Here is an 18,691-nt window from a genome sequence, read left to right on the forward strand (position 1 = left end):
TGGGCCTCGGCCTCGCGGCCTGCGGCGAGACCCGCAACGAGCGCGCGCTGTCCGGCGGCCTGATCGGCGCGGGCGCGGGCGCGGTGGTCGGCAGCGCGGTGTCGGGCGGCCGGGCCAGCGGCGCGCTGGTCGGCGGCGCGCTCGGCGCGGCCGGCGGCGCCGTCATCGGCGCGAACACGCGTCCGGAGCGCAGCCGCGAGCGCTGCTACGCGACCAACCGCTACGGCGAGCGCTACCGCGTCCCCTGCCGCTACTGAGCGAACAGACGTTCGGCTTCTGAAACGGGCGCCCTCCGGGGCGCCCGTTTTTCTTTGCGCCGGTTAGCCTCAGGACTCCGCGTCCAGGCCGAGCGCCGCGAGCACCTCGGCCACCTTGGCGCGGGCGGCGCCGGCGAGGGGAAGCACCGGCCGGGGAGGTTCGGCGCTGGTGAGGCCAAGAAGGCTCGCAGCCGCGTAGGTCACGCGCAGACTGGAAAACTCCCGGAACAGGCTCCAGAGCGGTTCAAGCCTCGCGTTCAGCCGGCGCGCTTCCGCGACGTCCCCGTCCTGGATCGCCAGCACGATCGTCATGGCGGTGCGAGGGAACAGCCCGCCGACGACGCTGTACCAGGCCTCTCCGCCGGCGATCAGAGCCTCGACGGCGTTCCAGTCGCCGCTGTAGCCGAGAGAGAACCCGGCTGACGTCACGCTCCGCAGCTCCGCCAGGTTCTCGGCCACGGCGTCCCGCGCTGGGGCCGGGGATTTCACCGCGACGACGCCAGGCACCCGGCTGAGGCGGCCGACGAGCTCCGCGCTGAACTTGAAATGGGTGACGCCCGGATTGTCGTAGATGCAGAGCGGCAGGCCGCTCTCGCGCGCGACGACGGCGAAGTGCTCGTAGACCTCGTCGTCGGCCAGGGGCGTGTAGGACACGGGCGCGAGCAGCCCTGCGGCTGCGCCCGCCGCCCGCGCGTCCTGCGCCAGAGCCACGGCCTCGTCGGTCCGCAGGGCGCCGACGCCGACGATGACCGGCGTCCGGCCGCCGGCTTCCTCAAGGGCGGCGTCGAGCGCGCGTCGGCGCTCACTGCGGGTGAGGTAGGGGTAGGAGCCGGTGCTGCCGAGCGCTCCGACCGAATCGACCTTCGCCGCGCAGAGGCGCGCGACAAGCGATCGAAAAGCCGCGACGTCCACCTTTCCGGAGGGGTCGGAGGGCGTGATCGGAAAAGCGGAGAGGCCGTTCAGGCGCATCGCGAACCCCCGTCTCGTCTGGCCGCGCCCGGCGCCGGCCGTCCGACGCCGTGAGGACCGGCGTCAAAGCCTATTGCGCGCGACGTGCCCCGCTTGCGAAGCGGCGGGCTTCCTCGGCCGCGCGGAACAGCGCCTTGGCCTTGTTGACGCATTCCGCCTGCTCGGCGGCTGGAACGCTGTCGGCGACGACCCCGGCGCCCGCCTGCACGTGGATGCGGCCGTCCTTCACCACCGCCGTGCGCAGCACGATGCAGGTGTCCATCTCGCCGCTCGCCCCGAAGTAGCCGACGCACCCGGCGTAGACGCCGCGCTTGTCCTTTTCGAGCTCGTCTATGATCTCCATCGCCCGCACCTTCGGCGCGCCCGAGACCGTGCCCGCCGGAAAGCCCGCGACCAGCGCGTCGAGCGCGTCGTGACGGCCGTCGAGCCGGCCTTCGACGTTCGACACGATGTGCATCACCTGACTGTAGTATTCGAGGAAGAACTGGTCGGTGACCTCGACCGACCCGATCTCGGAGACGCGGCCGACGTCGTTGCGGCCGAGGTCGAGCAGCATCAGGTGCTCGGCCCGTTCCTTGGGGTCCGCCAGCAGCTCCTCGGACAGGGCGCGGTCGTCGGCGGGCGTCGCGCCGCGGGGGCGGGTGCCCGCGATCGGCCGGATCGTGACCTTGCCGTCGCGCACCCGCACCAGGATCTCGGGGCTCGAGCCGACGATCTGGAAGCCCCCGAAATCGAGATGGACGAGGAAGGGCGCCGGGTTGGTGCGGCGCAGGGCGCGGTAGAGCGCGAAGGCCGGCAGGTCGAACGGCGCCTCGAAGCGCTGCGACAGCACCACCTGGAAGATGTCGCCGGCCGCGATGTACTCCTTCGCCCGCAGCACCATCGCCTCGTATTCGGACGGCGTGGTGTTCGAGGTGAGGGCGTAGTGCTCTTCGGGGTTGACCTGCGCCGGCTCACGCGAAGGCGTGCGGTCGAGCCCCTCCACGATCTCCGTCAGTCGGTCGACGGCGCGCGCATGGGCGGCCTCGGCGGAGAGGCCGGGCTCCGGCCGCACGGGCGTGACGATGGTGATCTCGTCCTTCACCCCGTCGAACACCAGCATCACGGTCGGCCGCATCAGGATCGCGTCCGGGACCTGCAGCACGTCGGCGTTGGGGGAGGGCAGCTCCTCCATCTCCCGAACCATGTCGTAGCCGAGATAGCCGAACACGCCCGCCGCCATCGGCGGCAGGGCGTCCACGATCTCGATGCGCGACTCCGCGAGCAACGCGCGCAGCGCGTCGAGCGGGCGTTCGTCGCAGGGCTCGTAGGCGTCGAGGTCGGTCGCAGCGTGGCGGTTGATCTCGGCCTTGCCGCCCACCGAGCGCCAGAGCAGGTCGGGCTTCAGCCCGATCATGGAGTAGCGGCCACGCGTGGCGCCGCCCTCCACGGACTCGAGCAGGAACGCGTTCGCCTTGCCTTCGGCTAGCTTCAGAAAGGCCGACACGGGCGTCTCGAGGTCGCCGACGAGGGTCGTGGAGACGACCTGCGGCCGGCCTGCGGCGTAGACGGCTGCGAAGGCCGCGATCGCGGGCGAGATGAGCATGAGCGCGACTTTCGAGACCGGCTCAGCCTTCGCCGCCGCCGAGGACCTGGGCGATGGCGGGCTCGTTGAACTTGACGCCGAGCTGATCGCGGATCTGGCGCACGAAGGCCGACACCACTTCGGCGCTGAGGCTTTCCGAGATCTTCGCGACCTGACCCGTGCCGTCCGGCGCGTTGGGATCGAAGGGCCGTGTGTTCTCCGCCGTCACCTTGAAGACGAGCCGCGCGCCCTGGTCGTTCGGCGCGGTCTTTCCGAAGCCGTCCACAGGCGTCTGGAACACGGCGACGGCCTGCGCTTGCGTGATGTCGGGCGCGCCGCCGACGCGGGTGGTTTCGGCCTGGGCGAGCTCGAGCTTCTCGGCGGCCGCCGTCTGATCGAAGGGCCTGCCGGCCTTCAGCTGGCCGAGCAGCGCGTCCGCCCGGGCGTCCAGCCGCTTGCGCGCCTCGTCCGCCCGCCACCGGGCTTCGACGTCGGCGCGGGCCTCCTCGAAGGTGCGGTCGCGCGCGGGTTTCACCTCGCGAACCTCGTACCAGACGTAGCCGCCGTCGACGGTGACGGGGTCGTTCTCGGCGCCGGGGCTTGCGGCGAAGATCGCGCCCATCAACGACTCCGACGCTGGAACGCCCGGCGCGGGCTTGCCGTCCGGGCCGCGGCCCTGGGCGTCGATGGCGTCGACCAACTTCAGCGGCGGCAGCTTCTGCGACTTGACGATCTCGTCGAGCGTCGAGCCGCCGAGGCGCGCTTCGTCGACCTTGTCGTGGAGGCCCTGGAGGTCGGCCCGCGCGCCCTCTTCGGCTATCACCTTGCGGATCTCGCCCTTCACCTGCTCGAAGCTCTTCGTCTGCTCCTGCTGGACGCCGGTCACGCGCAGCAGCGCGGTCGTGTAGGCGCCCTGGATGGGTTGGCTCACGGTGTTCGGCGCGAGCGCAAAGGCGGCGTCCGCGATCTTCGCGTCGAACATCTCGGCCTTGGTGAGGTTGCCGAGGAACGCGTCCTGCGGCGTGATCTTCTGGCGCGCCATCTCCTGTTCGAACAGGCCGCCCGCCTGGATGCGGTCGTAGCCCGCCCTCGCCTCGTCGAGCGATGGGTAGGTTACCTGCTCGATCGAGCGCTTCTCGGCCGTGGCGTACTTCGGCTTGTTGGCGTCGTAATAGGCGCGGATGTCCTGCTCCGGCACCGTGCGGGTGGCCGCAAGCTTCGCCGGGTCAAGCTGCAGAAGCGCGACCTTGCGGAACTCCGGCGCGGCGAAGCTCGCCTTGCGCTCTTCGAAGTAGCTCCTCAGCGCCGCATCCGCCGGCGCCGGCACCGCAGAGGGGGCCTCAGGCGTCAGCGTGACGTAGGAGATCGAGCGGCTGTCGCTCACGTATCCGTGCAGCGCCTCGCGGAAGGCGAGGGGAGTCGGCACCTCGCCGGCCAGCGCGTCGGTGAGCTGCCGGCGAGCCGTGAACTGGCGCTGCATCGTGATGTAGGCGTTCTCGTTCAGGTTGTTTTGGCGCAGAATCTCCTGGAAGCCGGCCCGGTCGAAGCGGCCGTCGGGCCCCTTGAACACGTCGTCTTCGGTGATCTCGCGGCCCACTTCCTCGTCGGAGACGGCGAGGCCGAGCGAGGCGACGCGCGTGTCGAGCGCGAGTTCGTTGACGAGGTTGCCGAGCGTCCGCTCGCCGAGGCCCGCTATGCGCGCCTGCTCCGGCGTGATCGGGCGCTTCGCCTGCTGGCTCACGCGCCGAATCTCATTGGCGTAGGCCTGGCGGAAGGTCTCGAGCGGAACCTCCTGCGTCCCCACCGTCGCAGCCGCAGTGCCCGTGCCGCCGACCCGGAAGATGTCCGCGATGCCCCACACGGCGAAGCTCAGGACGAGCACGCCGAGGAAGATCTTGGCGACCCAGCCTGCGGCGCCTTTGCGAAGGGTTTGGAGCATTGCGGTTCACATATCTTCGCGTTCGAGGACGGCGGGACGCTCCCGCGCGGGGCGCGCGACATTACAGGCACGCGTCCGAGCGCCGCAAATCGCAGCCGCGGGAGGAATTTGCAAGCGCGCCGCGTTCTGCTACCTCCGCGGTCCTAGAAAAGCGCAGACTTTTCGTGCTCAGGAGGAGCCTTCATGTCCGACGCCGCCCGCAAGCCGCTCGTCGCGGGTAACTGGAAGATGAACGGCCTCTCCGCCTCCGCGCCGGAGTTCGTCCGGATCGTCGGCGCCTATCAGGGCGCGCTGAAGGAGGTCGTCGACCTCGCCGTGTTCCCCCCCGCGACGCTGCTGACCAGCTTCGCGACCGCCACCCGCGGGGCCGGCGTGCTGGTTGGCGCGCAGGATTGTCATCCGGAGGCCTCCGGCGCGCACACCGGCGACATTTCGCCGGAGATGATCGCGGACGTCGGGGGAAAGGCCGTCATCGTCGGACATTCCGAACGCCGCGCGGACCACGGGGAGACCGACGCCGTCGTACGCGCCAAGGCTGAGGGCGCCCTGCGCGCCAAGCTGCTGGCCGTGATCTGCGTCGGCGAGACCCGCGAGGAGCGCGACGCGGGCAAGGCGCTGGAGGTCGTCGGGGCCCAACTCGCGGGCTCGCTGCCGGAGGCCGCGACGGCCGCTACGGTGGTGGTGGCCTACGAGCCGGTCTGGGCGATCGGCACCGGCCTGACGCCGACCGTGGACGACGTCGCGGAGATGCACGGCTTCATCCGCGCCCAGCTCGGCGAGCGCTTCGGCCCGGAGGCCGAGAAGATCCGCATTCTCTACGGCGGTTCGGTGAAGCCCTCGAACGCGGCGGAACTGCTCGCGGTGGCGGACGTTGACGGAGCGCTAGTAGGCGGAGCGAGCCTCAAGGCCGATGACTTTCTCGCCATCGCCAGAGCCGTGCGCCGCTGATCCCGCCGAGGTGGCGTCCCGGCGACGCGTGGTGTAAACAGCCGCCTTCGTCGCGCGCGACCCGGTTGCGCGCGCCCAGACCGTTCCGTTTCAAGTCGCAGGCGTCATGCAGACCGTCCTCATCGTCCTCCACCTGATGATCGTGCTCGCGCTGGTCGTGGTCGTGCTGCTCCAGCGCTCGGAGGGCGGCGCCCTCGGGGTCGGCGGCGGCAGCAACTTTATGTCGGGCCGCGGCCAGGCCAACGCGCTAACTCGGGTCACCGCCTATCTCGCGGCGGGCTTCTTCGTGACCAGCCTGACGCTGACCATTCTCGCGGGCTACGGCGGCGGCTCGGTGCTCGACCGCCTGCAGCCGACCGCCGCCACCATCAAGCCGGCGGCGGCGCCCGCCGGCGCGGCGGGCCCGCAGGTTCCGCTCGGTTCGGGGCAGGGCGGCATCCTGCCGGAGCTGCGTCGAGCGACCGAACAGCCCGGCGCAGCTCAGCCGCCGCAGCCGGCGGCGCCGGCCGCTCCCCAGCAGCCGACTGCGCCCATCACGCCGCAGGAGGCCGATCCCAAGTTGACTGGCCCGACCGACGAGCCGAAGCACGCCCCGGCGCAGGAAACCTCGCCCCAGGGCTCGAACGCCGACGACCCGAAGCCGCAGGGCGCGCCGCCCGCCGCAATGGAGCAGCCCGCCCAGCCTCAGGCGCCCGCCGCTACGGAGCCGCCGAAGCCGTAACTGGCGCGGGCGAAGAGCCAGAACGATTGATGCGAAGGGCCGGGAGACCGGCCCTTTTTGCGTCCGGTTTCTGGCTGGGATCTCTTAGGGCGGCGGTCCGCGCCATGCCGGCGGTCGCGAGAAGAGGGCGCCGCTCGATCGCGTCGAGCCGACCACCGCTCTTGTGGGTGTCGTGGCTCACGTCCGGTGCCTGAGCGGTTCAGATTTACGCCGCCGTCACCCCGGGCTTGTCCCGGGGCCCTTAAGCCCGCGGCTCGAGATCGATCTTTGTCCGGGGGTTTATTGGTTTCGGCGCTTCGCCCGGAATGACGGCGGGGCTCACCGCATCAACGAGGGCCAACAGCGCTCTGGCCTCACCGTCGTGGATACCCGGCTAGGCAATGCGCCGTTTCAGCTTGGGTAGCCCCCCGACGACAAAAGGCCCGGACGTCGCCGTCCGGGCCTTTTGCATGAACGAAGCGTTCGGCCCCGGTCAGCCGCCGAAGACGCGCTTGCTCCACCAGCCGGTGCGGCGGGGACGATTGGGGTCTTCGACCGCTTCCGGGAGCTGCTGCGCCACAGGCGCGGGGCGGGGCTCCTCGGGAGCCTCCACCGCCTCAGGCTGCTCGACCGCGTCGGGCGCAGGAGCCTCGGATGTCGCCGCGACGTCCTCCGGCTGCGGCTCGACCGGCGCCACCGCCGTCAGCTCGCGGGCGGCTGGCTCCTCGGCGGGCTCCGCCGCGTCCGAGGCGGCCACGTCCTCGACGACGAGCGCGTCGCTCGGAGCGTCCTCCACGGCCACGGCTACGGCCGTGACCTCGTCAGCGTCCTTCTTCGTGCTGCGGCGACCGCCGCGCCGACCACGGCGGCGGCGCTTGCCGTCGTCCTCGTCGCTCGCTTCGACCGCCTCGGCTGCGGGAGCCTCGGGTTCCGCCAAGGCTTCCACGGGCTGCGACACCTCCTCGACCGAGACCAGAACCGGCGGCAGCGGCTCGTCGCCGGCGACGTCGCTCACGATCGCGTCGTCCGGCCCGTTCGCGGTCTCGTCCTCGTCGGATCCCTCGGCTTCCGGGGAAGTCTCGCCCTGCGACTCGCCGCCGAAAGACGTCGCCTCGCCGGAGCCGCCGCCCCCGCGACGCCGACGGCGCCTGCGGCGACGCCGGCCGCCGCCCTCTGAGCCGTCCTGATCGCCGCCGCCGTTCTGCGCCTGCGGCTCGCGCGCCGCAGGCTGGGCGACGACGGCCTCGACCTCCTCGTCCTCCGTGATTGGATCTTCATCCACGATCTCATCCGGCGGAATGCTGTCGACGCGGACCTGCGTGACCGGCGCGCGGGCCTCCCCCGTGGCGAGCTCGGTGCGCTCGATCGTCAGATGCTGGCCGGTCGGCAGATGCTCTTCCGCCGCAAACAGAACGGTGACGCCGAAGCGGCTCTCGATCTCGCCGAGATGGCCGCGCTTCTGGTTCAGGATGTAGAGCGCGACCTCGTTGCGGGTCTTCACCAGCAGATTGCGGGTGGCGTCCTTGCGCAGGTGCTCCTCGACCATGCGCAGGACATGGAGCGCGACCGACGGCACGGCGCGCACTGTGCCGACGCCGGCGCAGACTGGGCAGACCTCGCTGGAGCTTTCCAGCACGCCGGTGCGGATGCGCTGGCGCGACATCTCCATCAGGCCGAAATGGGAGATCCGGCCGAGCTGGATCCGCGCGCGGTCGTCCTTCAGGCAATCCTTCAGCTTCTTCTCGACCGCCTTGTTGTTCCGGCTCTCCTCCATGTCGATGAAGTCGATGACGATGAGGCCGGCGAGGTCCCGCAGGCGCATCTGGCGCGCGACCTCTTCGGCCGCCTCCAGGTTCGTCTTGAGCGCGGTGTCCTCGATGTTGTGCTCGCGCGTCGAGCGGCCCGAGTTCACGTCGATGGCGACGAGCGCCTCGGTCTGGTTGATGACGATGTAGCCGCCCGACTTCATCGTCACGACGTTCGAGAACATCGCGTCGAGCTGCGCTTCGACGCCCGACTTCGAGAACAGCGGCTGGCTGTCGCGGTAGGGCTGCACGATCTTCGCATGGCTCGGCATGAGCATGCGCATGAAGTCCTTCGCCTCGCGGTAGCCCTCTTCGCCGGCGACCAGAACTTCGTCGATGTCCTTATTGTAGAGATCGCGGATCGACCGCTTGATGAGCGAGCCTTCCTCGTAGACGAGCGCGGGCGCGGTCGACTTCAGCGTCAGGTCGCGAACCGTCTCCCAGAGACGCATCAGGTATTCGAAGTCGCGCTTGATCTCGGGCTTGGTGCGGCTAGCGCCGGCCGTGCGCAGGATGACGCCCATGCCCTCCGGCACGTCGAGATCCGAAACCATGTCCTTGAGACGTTTGCGGTCCTGGGCGGAGGTGATCTTGCGGGAGATGCCGCCGCCGCGGGCGGTGTTCGGCATCAGCACCGAGTAGCGGCCGGCGAGCGAGAGATAGGTGGTGAGCGCCGCGCCCTTGGTGCCGCGCTCTTCCTTGACCACCTGCACCAGCAGCACCTGGCGGCGCTTGATGACTTCCTGGATCTTGTAGGAGCGGATGTGCCGCGGGCGCCGCTCGGGCATCTCCTCGAGCGCGTCGCCGGCGCCGATCGACTCGACCGGGTGCTCGTCTTCATTGCTGTCGTCGTCGTGGCTGTCGTCGCCGGAGACCTTCTCTTCCTGCTCGGCGACATGGGCCTCAACCGCGATCTCGGCCTCAGCGGAGGCCTCGGGAGCGGGGCCTTCCTCTTCGCCGCCCACCTCTTCCGGGGCCGGATCGAGCGAGACCGACTCGTCGCCGTTGGCGGGCGCCGCCTTCGGGCGGGCGCGGCCGCGCCGCCGCCGGCCGCCGGCCGGCTTCTCTTCGTGCGGCTCGTCCTCCGCGGCGTGCGCCTTTTCTTCTTCGGCCAGCAGGGCCTGACGGTCGGCGACGGGGATCTGGTAGTAGTCGGGATGGATCTCGCTGAAGGCGAGGAAGCCGTGCCGGTTGCCGCCGTATTCGACGAACGCCGCCTGCAGCGACGGTTCGACCCGCGTCACCTTCGCGAGATAGATGTTCCCGCGAAGCTGACGGCGGTTCGCGCTTTCGAAGTCGAATTCCTCCACCCGGGAGCCGCGGACGACGACGACCCGCGTCTCCTCCGCGTGGGTGGCGTCGATGAGCATTTTGTTGGCCATGGGCGAAACTCTTGGATACGGCCGAGCGGGCGCGGAGCCGTCGTCGCCGACGGCGCCTGCGGGGCGCGGGAAGCGCGCGGACGCTCGAATGAGGGAAAGATGGGCGCGTCGGAGGCCAAAGAGGCGGCGGGGCGACGCGAAGACGAGGCGAGCCGGAGCATCCGGCGAATCGAAGTCCGGGACGAAGCGGAGGCGGCGTTAGGCGCCGTGCGCATTCTCCGGCGAACCTCGCAAATCGGTCGCGGCGCGGCGTCGAAGCCGGCGCGAATGGGACACAAAGACGAACCCGGGGGCGAACCTCCGAGCGCTCACGCAGGCGATCCGGCGTTCCGAGACGGAACCGCCGAAAGCCGCCGCTTGACCATGACCGGAAACGGACCGACTTCGCCGCATCGGCGTCGCCCGTCCCGATGGGCGCGAGCAAGCCGCGCGCCGCAGTCGCGACGCCGTGACGGACGCTGGTTCGGCGGGTGTCTGACATCAGACTCGCGTCACCGGAGCGTGAGCGACGCATTTTTAGCGGACGAAACCGGCGCTTGACAAGCACGCTCGCTGGAGCGCCGTCGCGTTCGCGCCACAGCCGATCGCGAAAGCGCGCGAACAGGTTTAAGAACGGGTTAACCGCGGGGCCGTAAATCCTTAGAACGCGTTGGGCGCTTCCTCGTTTCAGCAGGTTTTTCGGACCGCCATGATTCGCGTGTCGTTTCTCGCCGCCGTTCTGCTGACGCTGGTCGCGTGGGCCGCTCCCGCCATGGCGCAGGAGTCGCCGCCGCGCCCCGTCGCGACGGACTCACGGCTTGCGGGCGACGAGCAGCGCACGCGTCTGGTGATCGACCTGACCGCGTCCACGTCCATCAAGGCGTTCACGCTGGCGGATCCCTACCGGGTGATCATCGACCTGCCCGAGGTGGCGTTCCGCCTTCCGGAGGTGGCCGGCCGGCAGGGGCGGGGACTCGTCAGCGCCTACCGCTTCGGCGTGTTCGCGCCCGGCCGCTCGCGCATCGTGGTGGACGTCACGCGGCCGGTCGCGATCGACAAGGCTTTCGTGCTCGACGCCCTCGACGGCCAGCCGGCCCGCATCGTGCTCGACCTGACGCCGAGCGACCGCAAGACCTTCCTTCAGTCCGTCGCCGCGCACGGGCCGGAAACGACCGGCGCGACGCCGCCCCAGGCGAAACTGACTGAGACGACCGATCTTCCCGTGGTGGTGATCGACCCCGGCCATGGCGGCGTCGATCCCGGCGCGGCCGGCCCCGACGGCGCGAGCGAGAAGGACATCGTCCTCGCCTTCGCGAAGCAGCTCAAAGCCAAGATCGAAGCGTCAGGGCGCAGGAAGGCCGTGCTGACCCGCGACGACGACACCTTCATCTCGCTGCCGGGCCGCGTGAAGGTCGCCCGCGACAACGCGGCCGCGCTGATGATCTCCATCCACGCCGACACCCTCACCGACCCGTTCGGCGTCCGGGGCGCGACGATCTACACGCTGTCCTCCAAGGCCTCCGACAAGGAAGCGGAGCGGCTCGCGGACAAGGAGAACAAGGCCGACCTTATCGCGGGCGTCGATCTGTCGGATGAGCCCGAGGAGGTCGCCGGCATCCTGTTCGACCTGACTCGCCGGGAGACCACCAGCTTCACCGCCCAGTTCGCGAAGATGCTGGCCCGCGACCTCAAGCAGGCCGCGAAGCTGAATAAGAATCCCCTGCGCTCCGCCGGCTTCCGGGTACTGAAAGCCCCGGACGTGCCGTCCGTGCTGCTGGAGCTCGGCTACCTCTCGAGCAAGGAGGACGCCAAGCTGCTGATGTCCGACGCCTGGCGCGACCAGGCGACCGACGCGATCGCGACCGCCATCGACCGCTACTTCGAGACCCGTATCGCAGGAAGCACACCCGGCCGGGTGAATTGAGCGCAGGGCGGATGCGCCGTACAATCTCCACAAAGCGCCACGATCCGGGTATCTGATAAGCGCGAGCAGGCGGGGGCCGTCCAGTACCGCTCAGGCCGCTGTTCGGACCGCACCCGCGCCACGTCGCGTCGTTCGTTCGCGTTCAAGGCCGTCGACACGGAACGAGGTGACATGCGCCTGCTTGTGCGGTTCTTAGGTTTCCTCTTCGCCACCGGCGCGATCGTCGCCGTGATCGGCGCGGCCGCGCTCGGCGTCGTCGTGTGGAAGTACTCGCGCGAACTCCCCGATTACGAGCAGCTGGCGAACTACGAACCGCCGATCATGACGCGGCTGCACGCCAACGACGGCCGCCTGATCGCGGAGTACGCCAAAGAGCGGCGGCTGTTCCTGCCGATCCAGGCGGTGCCGAAGCGCGTGATCAACGCCTTCGTGTCGGCCGAGGACAAGAACTTCTACGAGCACGGCGGGCTGGACTTCACCGGCATCGCCCGGGCCGCGCTTTCCAACCTGCAGAACGCCGACCGGCGTCCCCAGGGGGCGTCGACCATCACCCAGCAGGTGGCGAAGAACTTCCTGCTGACGAACCAGCAGAACTACGAGCGCAAGCTGAAGGAGGCGCTGCTCTCCCTTCGGATCGAGCAGACCTACTCCAAGGACCGGATCCTCGAGCTCTACCTCAACGAGATCTACTTCGGCATGGGCGCCTACGGCGTCGGGGCGGCGTCGCTCGTCTATTTCGACAAGGCGGTCACCGAGCTGACGCTGGCGGAGGTCGGCTACCTCGCCGCGCTGCCGAAGGCGCCCAACAACTACCATCCGTTCCGCTACCCGGAGCGCGCCATCGAGCGCCGCAATTGGGTGATCGATCGCATGGCCGAGAACGGCTACGCGTCCGTCGAGGAGGCCGCGGCCGCCAAGAAGGAGCCGCTCGACGTCAACCCGCGCCCGACGGGCTCGCAGCTTCCGTCGAGCGAGTACTTCGCCGAGGAGGTCCGCCGCGTCCTCTATGAAAAGTACGGCGAGAAGGGCCTCTACGAAGGCGGCCTTTCGGTCCGCACGACCCTCGACCCCAAGCTTCAGGCGCTCGCCCGCCAAGCGCTCAGCCACGGACTCGTGGCCTACGACCAGCAGCGCGGCTGGCGCGGTCCGCTGCGCGAGATCGATCCGAAGGGCGACTGGGGCGTGGCGCTCGCCGACGTGCCGGCCTACGGCGACGTCGCGCCGTGGCGGCTCGCGGTCGTGCTCGACGCGGGGGCGACCCAGGCGACGATCGGCCTGCAGCCGGGTCGTGAGAAGTCAGGCGCGGTGACGCATGAGCGCGTCACCGCCGTGCTGCCGCTGGAAGGCGTGCGCTGGGCGAAGTGGGCCAAGGGGCCGGACCGCGGCCGCGCCGTGAAGACGGTCGCGCAGGTCGTGAAGCCTGGCGACGTGGTCTATGTCGAGCCGCTGAAGGAAGGCTCCGACCAGTACCGGCTGCGGCAGCCGCCGGAGGTCTCGGGCGGGCTCGTCGCGATGGACCCCTACACCGGCAGCGTGCTCGCGCTCGCGGGCGGCTTCTCCTACGACGAGAGCCAGTTCAACCGCGCCACCCAGGCGCTGCGTCAGCCGGGCTCGTCGTTCAAGCCGTTCATCTATGCGGCCGCCCTCGACAACGGCTACACCCCGTCGTCCGTCGTCATGGACGCGCCGATCGAGATCGACCAGGGCCCCGGCATCGGCATCTGGCGCCCCGAGAACTACGCCAAGAAGTTCTACGGCCCCCAGACCCTCCGATTCGGAATCGAGAAGTCGCGCAACGTGATGACGGTGCGGCTGTCGCAGGACATGGGCATGCCGCTCATCTCCGAATACGCCAAGCGCTTCGGTGTGATGGACGACCTCCCGCCCTACCTCTCGATGGCGCTGGGCGCCGGCGAGACGACCGTGCTGCGGATGACGGCGGCCTATTCGATGTTCGCGAACGGCGGAAAGCGGATCACGCCGACGGTGATCGACCGCATCCAGGATCGCACCGGCAAGACCGTTTACCGCCATGACGACCGCGAGTGCCTGGGCTGCAACGCCGGCGGCTGGGCGAACCAGGACGAGCCGAAGCTCGTCGACCGCCGCGAGCAGGTGCTCGACCCGATGACGGCCTACCAGATCACCTCGATGCTCGAAGGCGTGGTGCTGCGCGGGACGGCGACCGGCGTGAAGGCGGTGGGCCGGCCGATCGCCGGCAAGACGGGCACCACGAACGACTACCGCGACGCTTGGTTCGTCGGCTTCTCGCCCGACCTCGCGGTCGGCGTCTACCTCGGCTACGACAAGCCGCGCTCCATGGGCGAGGGCGAGACCGGCGGCGAACTGGCCGCTCCGGTGTTCACCGAGTTCATGAAGAGCGCGCTCGCCGATAAGCCCGCGACGCCCTTCCGTGTGCCTCCAGGCATCAAGCTGATCCGGATCAACCCGTCGAACGGTATGCGGGCCTCCGGCGGGGACTCGAAGGTCATCCTCGAAGCCTTCAAGCCCGGCACGGCGCCGCCGGACAGCTACTCGATCATCGGCTCGGCCGACCAGGGCGGTCGTCCGCAGACCGTCACGCCGGAAGCCGACCGCGCGGTGCGCTCAGGCACCGGCGGGCTGTACTGAGCCGCGGGACGGCGGCGAGGAACAGGACGCGCGAGGCTTGAGCGACGAGATCGAACCGGCCGAACTCGCGGCCGATGACGGACTGCGCCGCACGGTCGGCCTCGTGGCGGCGCTGAACCTCGGTTACTTCGGCGTCGAGTTCGCGGTGGCGACCGCCATCGGTTCGGTCGCGCTGTTCGCTGACAGCGTGGACTTTCTTGAGGACGCCTCGGTCAACCTCCTGATCCTGCTAGCGCTCGGCTGGTCGGCGCGGTCGCGCTCCCAACTCGGCATGGCGCTGGCCGCGATCCTGCTCATTCCCGGACTCGCCACTCTGTGGACCGCATGGAGCAACTTCGGCGCGCCGGTCGCGCCCTCGTCTAGCGCGCTGACGCTGGCGGGGGCGGGCGCGCTCGCTGTCAATGTGACATGCGCTCTGATGCTCGCGGGGTTCCGGGCGGCGCAGGGCAGCCTCACCAAGGCCGCTTTCCTCTCCGCCCGCAACGACGCGCTCGCCAACGTCGCGATCATCGGCGCAGGGCTCGCGACTGCCGCCACGTCGTCGCCCTGGCCTGACCTGATCGTCGGCCTCGGAATCGCCGCGATGAACGCCGACGCCGCTCGCGAGGTGTTCGAGGCTGCGCGCGCCGAGGGACGCGTAGCAGCCTGAACGTCAACCCTCGGTGGCGTCGAGATGCAGAATCGTCGGCCCCTCGGGTGAGTAGTTCGGGATGTCGGCGACCGCGGCCTGGCCTTCGGGCGAGTTGAGCGCAGCGTGGATCGCGTCGAGGCTGTCGAACGTGCCGACGAACATCCAGAAAAATGCGCCGTCGGAGCCGTCGAGCGCGGTGGCCGGGCCGAAGCTAAAGCTCTTCAGTCCGGGCATCTTCTGCACGAGCGGCATATGGACGCCGCGGAAATGGCTGTCGAACTGGGCAGGATCGGCCGGCTTCGGGTACATCACGACGAGTTTGCTCATGGGTCTTCTCCTGCTGGCGCGACGTGCGCCTCGGAGGCCCACATAAGGCGGTCCGCCGCCGTTTACAGCGCGGGACAGGGCCGCTAACAGTCGCCTCCCCAACGCACACACGAGAGCTCAGAGGCCATGCGCGCCGAAATCGAGACCCTCGTTCAGGACATCGAGCAGTCGGTCGGGCTGCTGAGGAGGCATCTTTGACTGGGATGCGTCCAAGGCCCGCCTCGAAGAACTGAACGACATCGCCGAAGACCCGACGCTCTGGGAGGACCCGGAGCGCGCGCAGAAGATCATGCGCGAACGCACCTCGATCGACGACGCCATGAGCGGCGTGCAGCGGATCGAGAGCGAGATGAAGGACAATCTGGAGCTCATCGAGCTTGGCGAGATGGAGGGCGACCCTTCGGTCGTCGCCGAGGCCGAGGAGGCCCTGCGCGCACTGAAGGCGGAGGCGGCTCGCCGCCAGCTCGAGTCGCTGATCTCGGGCGAGGCCGACGGCTTCGACACCTTCCTCGAAGTCCATCCCGGCGCCGGAGGCACCGAGAGCCAGGACTGGGCCGAGATGCTGCTGCGGATGTACACCCGCTGGGCGGAACGCCGCGGCTTCAAGATCGAGGTGGTGGACCACCAGAACGGCGAGCAGGCGGGCATCAAGTCCGCCACGCTGCAGATCAAGGGCCACAACGCCTACGGCTGGCTGAAGACCGAGGCGGGCGTTCACCGGCTGGTCCGGATCTCGCCGTTCGATTCGAACGCGCGGCGCCAGACCAGCTTCGCCTCGATCATGGTCTACCCCGTGATCGACGACTCGATCAAAATCGAGATCAACGAGAGCGACGTCCGCACCGACGTCATGCGCTCCGGCGGCGCCGGCGGCCAGCACGTCAACAAGACCGAATCGGCGGTGCGCCTCGTGCACAACCCGACCGGCATCATGGTGGTGAGCCAGGGCGACCGCTCTCAGCACAAGAACCGGGCGACCGCCTGGGACATGCTGCGCGCCAAGCTCTACGAGCGCGAGCTGAAGATCCGCGAGGAGCAGGCGGCGGCGGACCAGGCGGCCAAGACCGACATCGGCTGGGGCCACCAGATCCGCTCCTACGTGCTGCAGCCCTATCAGCTGGTGAAGGACCTGCGGACCGGCCACACCTCGACCTCGCCGCAGGACGTGCTGGACGGAAAGCTCGACGACTTCATGGAGGCGACCCTCGCCCAGCGCGCCTACGGCGGCGCGCCGGAGGGCGTCGAGGACGTCGACTGATCGTCCGCCGTGGGCCGGCGGAGCGCCGTCACTCCGATCAGACGATTCGTCAGGTCGGGAGCAAGATGGGGACGCCCGCGCGAAGGCGCGGGCGTGAAAGCGAAACGGTTGAGGGGCTCCGCGCGGCCTCAGTCCGACAAAGTCGCCGCATAGGCGGCGCCTGCGCGCAGGAAGCGCAGGGGGTCGACCGCCTCGCCGTCGATGCGGGTCTCGTAGTGCAGGTGCGGGCCGGTCGAGCGGCCGGTTGAGCCAACGTGACCGAGAACGGCCCCGGCCTTGACGGTCTGCCCCAGTTGGACGGCGGCGGACGACATATGGCCGAAACGGGTGGTCAGCCCTCCACCATGATCGATCTCGACCATAAGCCCATAGCCGCCGCTGTAGCCTGCGGCCGTGACTCGTCCCGGCGCGGTCGCACGGATCGGGCGGCCGAGGGCGCTCTCGAAATCGAGTCCTGCGTGGAAGGCGGGCTGGCCGAGAAACGGGTCGGTGCGCGCGCCGAAGCCGCTGCTGATCGACGCGCCCGGCGCCGGCGTCCGAATCGGCGCGTCCTCCAGGCGGTCGCGGAGTTCGGCGGTCACGGCGCGCTGGGCCGCGACCCGGTCGGCGCGGGCCTCGAAGGTCTGCGCTCGCGCGGGCAGGGGTTCGAACGGACCGCCCCGGCCGGCCTCCGCGCCTCGTCCGTTCGACTTCGGCAGCGCAAGGCCGTCGTAGATCCGCTGCAGCTTGCGGCGCTTGTCGTCGATTCGGGTCTCTAGGGCGTCGAGCGCCGCCCCTTGTCCGGCCTCGAGCTTGTCGAGGCCCGAGCTGATCTGCTCGGCCGGATTGGCGGGTTCGGTCGACGCCGCGAGGCCCCGGCGTTCGCCCTCCAGCCGGTCCAGCGGCGTCGGCTTCGTGGCGTAGGACGTCGGCGCCTCGGACCGGTCGAGGGCCGGGCCCGCGAGTTCGGCGAGCACGGTCTGTCGACGTTCGAGCGATTCCTGCCGGCGTGCGAGTTCGGCCAGACGCTGCTCCGATCCCGTCTTTTCGACCAGGCGGCGGGTGCGCACGCGCTCGAGCTCCGTCTTAAGCTGGTCGATCTGCGCCTCGTAGGCGCTCGCCGCCGCCTTCGCGCCGCCGCGGATCTCGGCCACGACGACGTCGTGGAACGCCACGTAGTACGCTGTCCCGAGCGACCATCCGAACGACAGCGCGATCATTGCTGCGACCGCCGCCGCGCCATAGCGCGGCAGGCGGATGGCGATCCGGCGTCCGCACTCGATGACGATGAGGTCTCCGCCCGAAGGGAGAGGGCGATCGATCGTCATGCGGGGGCCTTTCGGTTGCGGGCCCGCCGACTGTTTCGCGTTAGGGTTAACCGCGCGCTAATGCGGCTGGCCTGCGGAGCTCACAACGCCTGCGCGGCCCGCAGCACCTCGTCCGCGTGGCCGTCGACCTTGACCTTCGGCCACACCTGAGCGACGCGCCCTTCGGCGTCGATTAGCACCGTGGTCCGCTCCACGCCGAAATACTTGCGGCCGTACATGCTCTTCTCTTTCCACACTCCGTAAGCCTCGAGCATCGCCTTTTCCTCATCCGCAGCGAGCGGGAAGGCGAGGTCGTACTTCGACCGGAACTTGTCGTGACTCGCAACGCTGTCCGGCGACACGCCGATGATCTCGGTTCCGGCCTCCGCGAAGGCCTTACGCAGACCGTTGAAAGCGATCGCCTCCTTGGTGCAGCCGCTCGTGTCGTCTTTCGGGTAGAAATAGAGCACCACCTTGCGCCCCTTCAGCTCGGCGAGGCTTATTGATTCGCCGCCGGCGCCCGGAAGGTCGAAGGGCGGGGCGGGCTCGCCGATCGTGAGAGCTTCAGCCATGGAGGTCTCCTTCTTTGCGGAACGCGCAGCTTACGTAAGGCGCCGGTTTCGGATCGTCACCGGTCCGGGACTCTTGAGCCCCCGGCCGGTTGCAGGTACGCCGATAGGGCCTCATGCACGCCGCGCCGCATCCTGGGAGACCTCGCGCGCCTGATGACCGAGATGGAGAGCCCCTCGCGACGCGCGCGCGCGCTCGCCCTCGTCGCCGCGCGGCGGCGTCGGGTCGGGCCGCTGATCTCGCCGCGTCGTGCGGTCCGGCTTGTCGCCTTCGGCCTCCTCGGCGTCGCGGCCGCGCTCTCGGCAATCTGGCTCGCCATCCTTTATCTGCCGCTCCCCGCGTCGCAGGTCATTCCCCGCGTGACGGCGGCGCTCGAATCGCGGCTGGGGCCGGACTATGCGGTTTCGATCGAGGACGCTGAACTGCACCGCGGCGCGGACGGCGTCGAACTGCGGCTCGTCAACCTTGCGATCGCAAAGGCGGCGGGCGGCCCGACGATCGTGGCCGCGCCGAAGGTAGAG

14 protein-coding genes and 1 pseudogene are annotated in these 18,691 nt (G+C 69.6%); 8 read left to right on the top strand and 7 right to left on the bottom strand.

The window, feature by feature from the left end:
* The coding region (locus METY_RS20535; protein WP_103123254.1) for a glycine zipper domain-containing protein at positions 1–257 on the top strand (257 nt) is incomplete at its 5' end.
* Positions 258–326: 69 nt separating this feature from the next.
* Here the strand turns inward: METY_RS20535 and METY_RS20540 are convergent.
* The 3 genes from METY_RS20540 to METY_RS20550 form a co-directional block, all read right to left on the bottom strand.
* Positions 327–1,226 (bottom strand): dihydrodipicolinate synthase family protein, encoded by a 900-nt coding sequence (locus tag METY_RS20540; protein ID WP_103123255.1) that lies wholly within the window; start codon positions 1,224–1,226, stop codon positions 327–329.
* A 70-nt stretch (positions 1,227–1,296) separates the two neighbouring features.
* Positions 1,297–2,811, bottom strand: a complete 1,515-nt coding sequence (gene trpE, locus METY_RS20545) for an anthranilate synthase component I (protein WP_103123256.1) — start codon at positions 2,809–2,811, stop codon at positions 1,297–1,299.
* Between the two features lie 22 nt (positions 2,812–2,833).
* Positions 2,834–4,729: a SurA N-terminal domain-containing protein gene (locus tag METY_RS20550; RefSeq protein WP_103123257.1), complete on the bottom strand. Its 1,896-nt coding sequence runs from the start codon at positions 4,727–4,729 to the stop codon at positions 2,834–2,836.
* 183 nt (positions 4,730–4,912) lie between these two features.
* Between METY_RS20550 and tpiA the strand changes: the two genes are divergently transcribed.
* Positions 4,913–5,677 carry a triose-phosphate isomerase gene (gene tpiA, locus METY_RS20555; protein WP_103123258.1) on the top strand — a complete coding sequence of 255 codons (765 nt, stop codon included), beginning with the start codon at positions 4,913–4,915 and terminating at the stop codon, positions 5,675–5,677.
* A gap of 106 nt (positions 5,678–5,783) precedes the next feature.
* Positions 5,784–6,398, top strand: coding sequence for a preprotein translocase subunit SecG (gene secG / locus METY_RS20560; RefSeq protein ID WP_103123259.1), 615 nt, complete (start codon positions 5,784–5,786; stop codon positions 6,396–6,398).
* 472 nt (positions 6,399–6,870) lie between these two features.
* Here secG and METY_RS20565 read toward each other — a convergent pair whose 3' ends face one another.
* Positions 6,871–9,564, bottom strand: a complete 2,694-nt coding sequence (locus METY_RS20565; RefSeq protein WP_103123260.1) for an Rne/Rng family ribonuclease — start codon at positions 9,562–9,564, stop codon at positions 6,871–6,873.
* A 688-nt stretch (positions 9,565–10,252) separates the two neighbouring features.
* Here METY_RS20565 and METY_RS20570 point away from each other — a divergent pair.
* From METY_RS20570 to METY_RS20580, 3 genes are all read left to right on the top strand, one after another.
* On the top strand, positions 10,253–11,467 hold the full coding sequence (locus METY_RS20570; RefSeq protein WP_103123261.1) for an N-acetylmuramoyl-L-alanine amidase: 1,215 nt from the start codon (positions 10,253–10,255) through the stop codon (positions 11,465–11,467).
* Positions 11,468–11,638: 171 nt separating this feature from the next.
* The gene (locus METY_RS20575; protein WP_103123262.1) at positions 11,639–14,098 is read left to right on the top strand and encodes a penicillin-binding protein 1A; all 2,460 of its coding nucleotides are present in this window, start codon (positions 11,639–11,641) and stop codon (positions 14,096–14,098) included.
* 37 nt (positions 14,099–14,135) lie between these two features.
* Positions 14,136–14,747, top strand: a complete 612-nt coding sequence (locus tag METY_RS20580) for a cation transporter (RefSeq protein WP_244593771.1) — start codon at positions 14,136–14,138, stop codon at positions 14,745–14,747.
* A gap of 3 nt (positions 14,748–14,750) precedes the next feature.
* On the opposite strand, the gene METY_RS20585 is transcribed toward METY_RS20580, so the two are convergent.
* Complete coding sequence (locus METY_RS20585; RefSeq protein ID WP_103123263.1) at positions 14,751–15,056, bottom strand: EthD family reductase; 306 nt, start codon at positions 15,054–15,056, stop codon at positions 14,751–14,753.
* Between the two features lie 126 nt (positions 15,057–15,182).
* Here METY_RS20585 and prfB point away from each other — a divergent pair.
* A protein-coding gene (gene prfB, locus METY_RS20590) for a peptide chain release factor 2 (protein WP_103123264.1) occupies positions 15,183–16,314 on the top strand; the annotation gives its coding sequence in 2 pieces (ribosomal slippage) (positions 15,183–15,251 and positions 15,253–16,314; 1,131 coding nt in all).
* Between the two features lie 128 nt (positions 16,315–16,442).
* Here the strand turns inward: prfB and METY_RS20595 are convergent.
* A complete protein-coding gene (locus METY_RS20595) occupies positions 16,443–17,621 on the bottom strand; it encodes a M23 family metallopeptidase (protein WP_103123265.1) in 1,179 nt (392 codons plus the stop codon).
* Between the two features lie 80 nt (positions 17,622–17,701).
* A complete protein-coding gene (locus METY_RS20600; protein WP_103123266.1) occupies positions 17,702–18,172 on the bottom strand; it encodes a peroxiredoxin in 471 nt (156 codons plus the stop codon).
* 153 nt (positions 18,173–18,325) lie between these two features.
* Between METY_RS20600 and METY_RS20605 the strand changes: the two are divergent.
* Positions 18,326–18,691, top strand: a pseudogene (locus METY_RS20605) (DUF3971 domain-containing protein); the annotation flags it as partial.

It is taken from the genome of Methylopila sp. Yamaguchi, from assembly GCF_002897035.1.
Lineage (GTDB): Bacteria > Pseudomonadota > Alphaproteobacteria > Rhizobiales > Methylopilaceae > Methylopila.